Below are 9,253 nucleotides of genomic sequence, written 5' to 3' on the forward strand. Positions count from 1 at the left end.
TTTTGGTATGAAAAAAATTGACATCAAAATTCTTGATTTGCGGCTAAGAGATCAACTGCCAGCTTATGCCACGCCCGGGTCAGCAGGGATCGATCTGCGCGCATGTACCGAACATCCCATTCAACTACAGCCTGGTGAAACACAATTAATTCCCACTGGTATCGCGATTCATTTGAATGATCCAGGTTTAGCGGCAATCGTGTTACCTCGTTCTGGTCTTGGTCACAAGCATGGGATCGTAATGGGAAACTTGGTCGGATTGATCGATTCGGATTATCAGGGGCAGATTTTAGTTTCTTGCTGGAATCGTGGGCAGTCAGAGTTTCTACTCAACCCGTTAGAACGTATTGCCCAACTGGTAATCGTTCCCATCTTGCAAGCGCAATTCAATATAGTAGAAAATTTTGAACCGACTACCCGCGGTGAAGGGGGTTTTGGAAGTACTGGCAAATGTTAGGGTACCGGTACTTCATGATCATTATTTTGCTGCTACTCGCGGTGGAAAGCTCAGCTACTCAACCTGTACCGCCAGTAATTCCTCTTAAAATTTTAAATCATACGGTCTCAGCAGAAATAGCGCATACTCCAACTGCGCGCTCCAAAGGATTAATGTATCGCACGCAATTAGATAAAAATAGCGGCATGCTATTCATTTTTCCCAAAACAAATATTTATAGCATGTGGATGCTCAATACTTTTATTCCGCTCAGTGTGGCGTTTCTTGACGAAAAGGGGGTCATTCTCAATATTGCCGATATGTCTCCGCACTCACTCACCTCGCATTCTTCAGCGCAACCAGCCAAATATGCGCTTGAAATGAATCTTGGCTGGTTTACTGAAAAAAATATAACAACTGGAGTTCAGGTAGAAGGACTCGAACAAACACCCCAAGCAGAATAAACCTATCAGCAGAATAAACCTATCCTCAGAGAATTTTTATCCTTCTCCCATAGAATCTGCTTAATTCTAGCGCATTTGGGGCAACATACCTTTTACTGCGCGCATCATCTTGGCCATTCCCCCTTTATTAACCATTTTCATCATTTTGCGCGCCTGTTCAAATTGTGAAAGCAGGCGATTCACCTCCTGCACGGAGACGCCCGAGCCGATAGCAATACGGCGCTTACGTGACGCCTTAATAAGTTCTGGCTTCGCACGCTCTTCTCGTGTCATGGCATTAATAATGCCTTCAGTGCGATTAATTATTTTATCATCCACTTTCATATTCTGGGCTGCTTGTGTTAATTGATGCGGCAGTTTATCCAGCATTGCACTCATTCCACCCATTTTTTTCATCTGCTGGAATTGCATTTTGAAATCATCCAGGTCGAATCCCTTGCCTGATTTCATTTTTTTCATGAGCTTCTCAGCTTCTTTCTGATCTGCGCTGCGCTGCGCTTCTTCAATCAGCCCCAACACATCACCCATGCCGAGGATACGAGAAGCCATCCGATCTGGATAAAAGGGTTCCAGGCCAGACAATTTCTCGGCCACACCAGTAAACTTGATCGGTTTACCCGTCACATGCCGCACCGATAAAGCTGCTCCGCCGCGTGCATCTCCATCCAGTTTAGTTAAGACAACGCCTGTCAAAGGAAGCGCATCAGCGAATGCCTTTGCCGTATTGACAGCATCTTGCCCCTGCATTGCGTCAACCACAAAAAGTGTCTCAATCGGTTTTAGCAGCGCCTCAAGTTCAGTGATCTCATCCATCATCGCTTGATCAATACCGAGACGGCCTGCGGTATCGACGATCATGACATCATGATGATGTTTGCGCGCATAATCCAGGGCAGCAGCGCAGATCTCTGCGGGTTGCTGCCCTGCTTTTACCGGAAAAAAATCAGCACCAACCTGGTTGGACAATAGCTCTAATTGATCAATTGCGGCAGGTCGATAAATATCGCAAGAAACCAGCATTACTTTTTTCTTTTTGTTATCTATCAGCCATTTGGCCAATTTACCACTACTGGTGGTCTTCCCTGCACCTTGCAACCCTGCCATGAGAATAACGGCAGGTGGTACAGTGTTAAGGTTGAGATCCGCTTTTTCTCCTCCCATGATAGCCATGAGTTCTTGATGTACAACGCCTACTAATGCCTGTCCAGGAGAAAGACTTTCCATGACCTCCCGACCAATTGCCTTTTGTTTTACCCGCTCGATAAAATCCTTGATAACAGGTAAGGCCACATCAGCTTCAAGCAGCGCCATGCGCACCTCACGCATGGCCGCTTGAATGTTACTCTCGGTTAATCTAGCTTCTCCACGCAGCGATTTAATAACACCGGAAAGTCGACTCGTTAGATTGTCAAACATAGTTATCCCTCAAAAAAATTGGCGCTAAACGTATAACACCATAAAATAATAATTTCCTAAATTCTAATAATAGCGCTTTGAATTTATACAAGTGCAAGGTAGACTGAACAAATCAGCTTTTTGATCTGTATATATTTGTATATTAATGCCCAGCATTCTAATTTATATTTCAGCTTTTTTGTTTTATGCATTGGTTGGATGGTATTTCTGGCGTAGTCGCTGGAAAAATCAATCCATTTCACCCAACGCTAAGGCTGACATAAATGCCCCATCAATTGCCACATGGGAGCATTTCCTCATACTTGTTCCGCTCACGCTACATGGCTTCATACTTTATCAATCTATCTTTATAAATGATGGGCTCAGTTTTGGTGTGGGTAATGCAATCTCATCGATTGTATGGCTGACTGCTTTGATTTACTGGTTCTCAGGTTTCTTTTCGCGGCTGCTAGAACTACAGAACTTGATCGCACCCATCGCAATGGTAGCAGCAATAGCAGTATTACTGCCGTTAATACTGCCTTCTCTGCGCCCTCTTGCCAACACTGAATTACCTGCATTTAAAGCACATCTGCTGATTGCTCTGCTTGCCTATAGTCTGTTTACTATTGCAGCACTCCATGCAATTCTTATGACGATATTAGAGTATCGTCTGCATCATCCTGCCATGTCACGGATACTGATGAATTTACCCCCTCTTCTTGTGATGGAAAAAATGCTGTTTCGCATTATCTGGACAGGTTTTATCCTCCTCACTTTGACACTTTTTAGTGGAGTAATATTCTCACAAGAAGTTTTTGGTCAATCTGTAACATTTTCCCATAAAACGCTTTTCAGTTTTATCTCTTGGGGAGTATTTGCAGCTCTGCTTATAGGCAGGCATTTTTACGGATGGCGAGGACGTACTGCTATTCGTTGGACATTAACCGGTTTTACTATTCTTCTACTTGCCTATATCGGAAGTAAATTTGTGCTGGAAATTATTTTGCAGCGCTAAGAATAAATCCAATCAATTACAACCGAGATAAATATACCTTCGCGTAGAGCATCCCAACTCCTCAGCAAGTGCCTTATTCCATTTCAAAATCAAAAATGACGCGAAGGCGAGCTGCAGACAGTATAAATAATACGGCAAAGTGAGGCCGACAAAGTCAGTGTTGAGTTAGAAATGGAATGATACTAATTATTATCCTTTTCTTGCCCAGATAGATATCGATCTAGCAGCATGCCATTGCTGTCGATCAGTTCAACCTGCAGCGGCATTTTACCCAATGCGTGCGTGGCACAGGAGAGACAGGGATCATAAGCACGCACGGCCACTTCGAGATGATTAAGCAATGCTTCAGTGATTTCCTGACTATCCAGGTAAGTATTCGCAACCACTCGCACGGATTCATTCATGGCCTGATTATTACTTGTTGTTGAAACGATCAGATTTGCTTGGGTAATCAATCCTTCCTCATTGACCCGATAGTGATGAAAAAGTGTGCCGCGTGGCGCTTCGATCACACCTATTCCTTCTTCTTGCTTGAGTCCTTTCGGAACAAGTAATTCAGAGCCGGTAATTTCCTTGTTCAGCAATAAGGCATGAATGGATTCAGCACAATGCAGCATTTCGATCATTCTCGCCCAATGATACGCAAGCGTGTCATGGACAAAACAGCCCTGCCCATATTCCATAAAGCGCTTACGCGCAGCTTCTGCCAAGGGGGTGGAAATAGTATCACAATTATTGACGCGCGCCAGAGGTCCGACACGATACCAGCCTTCAGTTGGACCAAGTGCCGTTAAAAAGGGGAACTTCATATAACTCCATGAGCGTACTTCTTCATGGATTATCTGATGGTAGTGACGGTAGTCGAACTGATCGAAAATCTTTTCCCCTGTTGCTGAGCTAGCACGCAAGCCGCCATGATAAAACTCGAGCTCTCCATTTGAGCCGATCATGCTTAAAAAAGGAGTATGGAGGGTTGCAAAATGTCGATGTTCGGGATGAGCTACATGAATGTGCTCATTAAGTGCTATTCCGTCCAGGCTCCAGCTCACAATAGCTTCAATCTCAGCGAGCAAGGCATCACGCTCAGTCAAGGTGAGTGATTTATTCATGCCACCTGGTATGGTAGCGGCACCATGAATACGTTTGCCAGTTACCGCCGCGATAATTTGCTGGCCATATTTGCGTAGCTTGACACCTTTCAAGCCGATTTCAGGGTATTTCTCCAGGATACCGACGATATTGCGCCGTAAGGGATCACTGCCGAAACCAAACAACAAATCGGGAGCAGATAAATGAAAAAAATGCAGCGCATGCGATTGCAGGATCTGGCCAAAATGCAACAAACGACGCAGCTTGGTTGCTGTCGGAGTAAGTTGATCGACTCCAACCAATTGATCCATTGCCTTGGCTGCTGCCAGCTGATGGCTGACCGGACAAATGCCACATAGGCGCTGAACGATAAAGGGCACTTCCCAGTAAGGCCGGCCTTGGATAAATTTTTCAAAACCACGAAACTCGACGATATGAAAGCGCGCCTGCTGCACATGATTATCCTGATCCAGCAGCAAGGTAATGCGGCCATGCCCCTCCACGCGGGTAACGGGATCGATGGCAATCCGTCTGCTTGTGCCGGATGATGGTTTATCTTGCCCGCTAGTTGACATGACTATTTTCAGGGAATGCTGACTACTCCAGTATCCCACAGATAGGCAAAATTTTGGAGTTTTTTTACAGCCTCAGTACCTTAGGATGCTTGCTCGCATGAAGCATGATGAATGCAAAGGGCACATTAGCCAGCTATACCAAATGTAACGTTACCCTAGCAGCAATGGATCAAACTCATTCAATTTAGCTGTAAAATGATATTAGGACGAACCAAGCAAGCAATAATGCATAATTGCATAAAGTTTATCTCCTCATTACTATAAATATAGAAACTATAGAAAGAAATTTATCCGAAAGAAATTTATCCATTGCTCGTTGCAACATGCACATTTGGAACATATACTTGAATTCGACGATGATAATGCCAAGCCGGTTTGCGCTACTGGATTCATTCCGCATGACTCAAGGTTTGATTTGAAAACAGACGAGGCATAAACAATTAATATAATTTACTTCGATAATTACTCCCTCAACAAAGCTACTGACATCATTTTATGAAGTTTCTTTTTGATCTCTTTCCCGTCATCCTGTTTTTCGTTACTTTCAAGATTTATGGCATTTATGCTGCAACTGCGGTAGCCATTGCCGCCACTTTTGTGCAAATCGGCTGGGTATGGTTCCGCCACCATAAAGTCGACAACATGTTATGGGCAAGTCTCGTAATTGTTGTCATCTTCGGCAGTGCAACATTGATTCTGCAAGACGAAACTTTCATAAAATGGAAACCGTCAGTACTTTATTGGCTGTTTGCTATCGCGCTATTATTGGCACATTTGATCTTCAAGAAGAATTTGATCCGCACAATGATGAAAGAACAGATCAAACTGCCTGAGCCAATATGGGTTCATCTCAATACCACCTGGGCAGCATTCTTTGCCTCAATGGGAGCTGTCAATCTGATCGTGGCCTATAATTACTCCACCGAAACCTGGGTTAATTTCAAGATGTTCGGTTTTATGGGTCTGATGCTGGCTTTTATTGTTCTGCAAGGATTGTTTCTGGGAAAATATATCGAGAAGAACGACGATAAGGAAATATAAAAACTTCCCGGATTAGCAACAAGCGCAGCAAGCCGCCAATCAGATGCTTCTCTCAACTCATGGGAAACACAAATACGAAACGCAAAGACACAAAAGAAGTAAGGAAAATCTTTTAGTAAAGGAGCGCCAAGCAAAAATCATCACTGCAATTTAAAATACATAGTGATTTTGCCAAGATTCCTTGCTCGAATTAGAAATAATTCATTTTTTTACCGCTAACCTGCCAAGTTGACAACATATCGAAATTTTTAGTACTTTATATTCAGAAACTAGTTTATTTTTTCTGTTGAACCCCGGCTAAAACTGTTTCAAATGATGAATAATCAAATTGCAGAGTATAATGCAGCGTTAAAAAATAAGCCCGCATTAGAAATTGTACGTTGGGGCATTGCTCGAGCAAACCATCGAGCAATTGTGTCAACGAACTTCCGCCCTTATGAAGCAGTTATTCTTCATCTCTGCGTTCAAGTACAACCCGATATTCCGGTCATTTGGGTAGATCATGGTTATAACCGACCGGCAACTTATAGATTTGCTGAACAGCTCTGCAACAATCTCAATCTTAATCTTAAGATCTATCTTCCCAAGCTATCCGCTGCTCATCGTGATGCAATTTATGGTCCAATTCCAAGTATCGACAATGAAGCTGAACTGAAGAAGTTCAGCGCAATGATGAAATTAGAACCCTTCCAACGAAGCATGAAGGAGTTTGCACCTACAGTCTGGTTTACCGCATTACGCAAAGTACAAAATCCGTATCGCGCTACATTAGATATTCTCTCCGAGGATAAAACTTATCATACTATTAAAGTCAGCCCAGTTTTCTATTGGACAGATGCTGACATGGAAGCCTATCTTAAGCAGCATAATTTGCCAAATGAATGGGATTATTTCGATCCAACGAAAGCTGATGAAAAACGTGAATGCGGTCTACACATTAAATAACGTGAGTTCGACGTAAAAAAGGTATAAAAGGAACGCTATTGCCTAATCGCCTGGAAGTTCTGCAAGGTTGAATTCAAAGTACGTATTTACCGGATGAACCAGCGTCGCTAGATGTTAGTAAAGTAGAACTCTTCACCCACCCCAAAAAGTACTGAGCAAAGCCTTAGCGAAGCTAAAAGGAACTAAGATTGCGCTAGAGCAATTATTTTTTAACGACATAAGAAAAATTTACTAGAATCAAGCCTAACTTGTCATTTTTATATACACTAACGTGAGTTCGGGATAAGAAAAGCGGCAAAAGGAACCTGAATTCCTTATGATGAAGCGATTTGGGAAAAGAGTTTCATCACGAGAGGAGTCAGATTCCCATGGATACTATAACGATTTTTTGTGCGATTGACGATTTTTATAAAGAGTTTGAGCCGCGGTGGGAGCAGCGCTTGACGGAGTCATCGCTAAAACGGCGTCGGCGGCGAGGAGCGCTGTGTCTAAGTGAAGTCATGACCATCATGGTGGGGTTTCATCTGTCCGGTTACTGGACCTTTAAGCATTATTACCTAAATCACGTGTTGAGGTAGCAGCGGTGTTATTTTCCAGAGGGAGGAGGCTACAACCGCTTTGTGGAGTTGCTGCAAGGTAGCCTGGTGCCCTTGCGCTGTTTTCTGACCAGCCGCTTTGGGCAATGCAGTGGGATCAGCTTCATTGATTCGACCAAGATCAGCGTGTGCCGCAATCGCCGCATTGGGCCGCATAAAGTAATGGCAGAGTTTGCTACTCGAGGAAAGACCAGTGTGGATTGGTTTTATGGGTTCAAGTTGCACTTGGTCATCAATGACCAGGGAGAATTGCCGGGAGTCAAAATCACGGCGGGCAATGTGGATGATCATGATTCCCTGCCCGAGCTGTCACGCTCCCTGTTTGGGAAGCTCTTTGGTGATCGGAGCTATATCTCGCAGCCGCTATTTGACAAGCTCCTGTTACGTAAACGCTCAATTATTAAAACCGTCAATGAGACCCATTGAAGAACATCTCGCAAATCGAGCCTTCCCGCCATCGCAGCCCATTTAATTTTTTTGTTAATCTGATAGCCGGGCTGGTGGCTTACACGTTCCGGGAGAAGAAACCCTCGCTTAATAGCAGACTCTCTCAAGCTCTTCCAGGCGTGATGTGATGATTTTTATGTCGAACTCATGTTAGATAGTTTGCAACTTATTCACATTTAAAATTATATCTAAACATTTTTATGTATTCGTTAGAAAATTTACTAGATCTTATCCAATGGCTCGCCATGATTATTACGATTACGGCAACATGGTATGTAGCTGCAGAGAGGAAAGATAATCGTAACTGGGGATTTTGGCTCTATCTACTGAGCAACTTGCTATGGTTTATCTGGGCTATTCCCCATAGAGCATGGGCGTTAGCTACAATGCAAGTAATTTTAGCGGGAATGAATATCAGAGGAGTTAAGAACTCAGAGCCAAAACAGACCAAAAAACCGGAAAAGGTAAAGGTCAAATAACGCGCGAGGTTATACCTCGTCCACACTTTACATCGAGCGAGCAAAACTCTCGGGTACAGCTGGATTGGGAACCTGACATTCTGAATGAGATGCAATGGAAACCCAAAGGGATGCGCTGGTACACATTCTACCGTTTGGTTGATTCACATAATGTTATCCTTGGAGCAGTGCTTAGGCAGATGGAAGAACAGATTGGTATGAAACTTGAGATCTAAAATGCTGTTCACATAAGATTAAAACTATTCCTACACTAAAATTTACTTTATTTCATTTCAAAATCAAAAATGACGCGAAGGCGAGCCGCAGACAGTATAGCCTAACCAGTTAAGAATGATTCAGAATGTATAGGATTTGAAAAGTATCTCAACGGTCTGGTTTTGTTGTTTACGCAGTGCTTTGGCCTGTGCCCATTTATGTTCGATGGGATTAAGATCAGGAGAGTAAGCGGGTAAGTATTCAAGGGTGTGCCCAGCGTTTTGTATGGCCTCTTGCGTATCCTGCCTCTTATGGAAGGTAGCATTGTCCATCACAACGACCGCATGTGACGGCAATTTAGGCAACAGGTCCTGCACCGCCCATCCATGAAATACATCGGCACTGATATTGACTGCAAACAGGCTGACGGTTATCAATAGCTTTCCGATCAACGCTCCCATTGCGTTGATACGACCTGGCGCATGCCAGTCATGCGTGCCATGACATCTCTGGCCAGCGGGTGCATAACCGTGCGTGCGCGGCGCATCCTGTGCAAACCCACTTTCATCAATA

General features: G+C 43.7%; 9 protein-coding genes and 1 pseudogene. 7 read left to right on the top strand and 3 right to left on the bottom strand.

From position 1 onward, the window contains the following. The first annotated feature begins 7 nt into the window (after positions 1–7). Both dut and BM122_RS13850 read left to right on the top strand, forming a co-directional pair. Complete coding sequence (dut, locus tag BM122_RS13845; RefSeq protein ID WP_074906104.1) at positions 8–457, top strand: dUTP diphosphatase; 450 nt, start codon at positions 8–10, stop codon at positions 455–457. Between the two features lie 14 nt (positions 458–471). Beyond that, positions 472–900 (top strand): DUF192 domain-containing protein, encoded by a 429-nt coding sequence (locus BM122_RS13850; protein WP_143083447.1) that lies wholly within the window; start codon positions 472–474, stop codon positions 898–900. A 66-nt stretch (positions 901–966) separates the two neighbouring features. Here the strand turns inward: BM122_RS13850 and ffh are convergent, their stop codons facing one another. Then, entirely contained in the window at positions 967–2,316 is a 1,350-nt protein-coding gene (gene ffh / locus BM122_RS13855; protein ID WP_074906106.1) for a signal recognition particle protein, read from the bottom strand. A 145-nt stretch (positions 2,317–2,461) separates the two neighbouring features. Between ffh and BM122_RS13860 the strand changes: the two genes are divergently transcribed. Then, entirely contained in the window at positions 2,462–3,313 is an 852-nt protein-coding gene (locus BM122_RS13860; protein WP_074906108.1) for a cytochrome C assembly family protein, read from the top strand. Positions 3,314–3,495: 182 nt separating this feature from the next. Here the strand turns inward: BM122_RS13860 and BM122_RS13865 are convergent, their stop codons facing one another. Continuing rightward, positions 3,496–4,977: a Ni/Fe hydrogenase subunit alpha gene (locus BM122_RS13865; RefSeq protein ID WP_074906110.1), complete on the bottom strand. Its 1,482-nt coding sequence runs from the start codon at positions 4,975–4,977 to the stop codon at positions 3,496–3,498. A 495-nt stretch (positions 4,978–5,472) separates the two neighbouring features. On the opposite strand from BM122_RS13865, the gene BM122_RS13870 reads away from it, so the two are divergent. The 4 genes and pseudogenes from BM122_RS13870 to BM122_RS13885 all read left to right on the top strand — a co-directional run bounded on the left by BM122_RS13870 (position 5,473) and on the right by BM122_RS13885 (position 8,485). Continuing rightward, positions 5,473–6,018, top strand: coding sequence for a septation protein A (locus BM122_RS13870; protein ID WP_074906112.1), 546 nt, complete (start codon positions 5,473–5,475; stop codon positions 6,016–6,018). Between the two features lie 312 nt (positions 6,019–6,330). Then, positions 6,331–6,963, top strand: coding sequence for a phosphoadenosine phosphosulfate reductase domain-containing protein (locus tag BM122_RS13875; protein WP_177198146.1), 633 nt, complete (start codon positions 6,331–6,333; stop codon positions 6,961–6,963). A gap of 368 nt (positions 6,964–7,331) precedes the next feature. Beyond that, positions 7,332–8,134 (top strand): annotated as a pseudogene (locus BM122_RS13880) (IS982 family transposase). Between the two features lie 117 nt (positions 8,135–8,251). Next, on the top strand, positions 8,252–8,485 hold the full coding sequence (locus BM122_RS13885) for a hypothetical protein (protein WP_218152089.1): 234 nt from the start codon (positions 8,252–8,254) through the stop codon (positions 8,483–8,485). A gap of 335 nt (positions 8,486–8,820) precedes the next feature. On the opposite strand, the gene BM122_RS13890 is transcribed toward BM122_RS13885, so the two are convergent. Continuing rightward, positions 8,821–9,253: transposase (locus BM122_RS13890; RefSeq protein ID WP_305728212.1), on the bottom strand; the 433-nt coding region annotated here is incomplete at its 5' end.

It is taken from the genome of Nitrosomonas communis (assembly GCF_900114745.1).
GTDB lineage: Bacteria > Pseudomonadota > Gammaproteobacteria > Burkholderiales > Nitrosomonadaceae > Nitrosomonas > Nitrosomonas communis_A.

Coding starts and splice junctions, on each gene's coding strand:
- dut (WP_074906104.1), top strand. CDS start 8: ATGAAAAAAATTGACATCAAAATTCTTGATTTGCGGCTAAGAGATCAA.
- BM122_RS13850 (WP_143083447.1), top strand. CDS start 472: ATGATCATTATTTTGCTGCTACTCGCGGTGGAAAGCTCAGCTACTCAA.
- ffh (WP_074906106.1), bottom strand. CDS start 2,316: ATGTTTGACAATCTAACGAGTCGACTTTCCGGTGTTATTAAATCGCTG.
- BM122_RS13860 (WP_074906108.1), top strand. CDS start 2,462: ATGCCCAGCATTCTAATTTATATTTCAGCTTTTTTGTTTTATGCATTG.
- BM122_RS13865 (WP_074906110.1), bottom strand. CDS start 4,977: ATGTCAACTAGCGGGCAAGATAAACCATCATCCGGCACAAGCAGACGG.
- BM122_RS13870 (WP_074906112.1), top strand. CDS start 5,473: ATGAAGTTTCTTTTTGATCTCTTTCCCGTCATCCTGTTTTTCGTTACT.
- BM122_RS13875 (WP_177198146.1), top strand. CDS start 6,331: ATGATGAATAATCAAATTGCAGAGTATAATGCAGCGTTAAAAAATAAG.
- BM122_RS13885 (WP_218152089.1), top strand. CDS start 8,252: ATGATTATTACGATTACGGCAACATGGTATGTAGCTGCAGAGAGGAAA.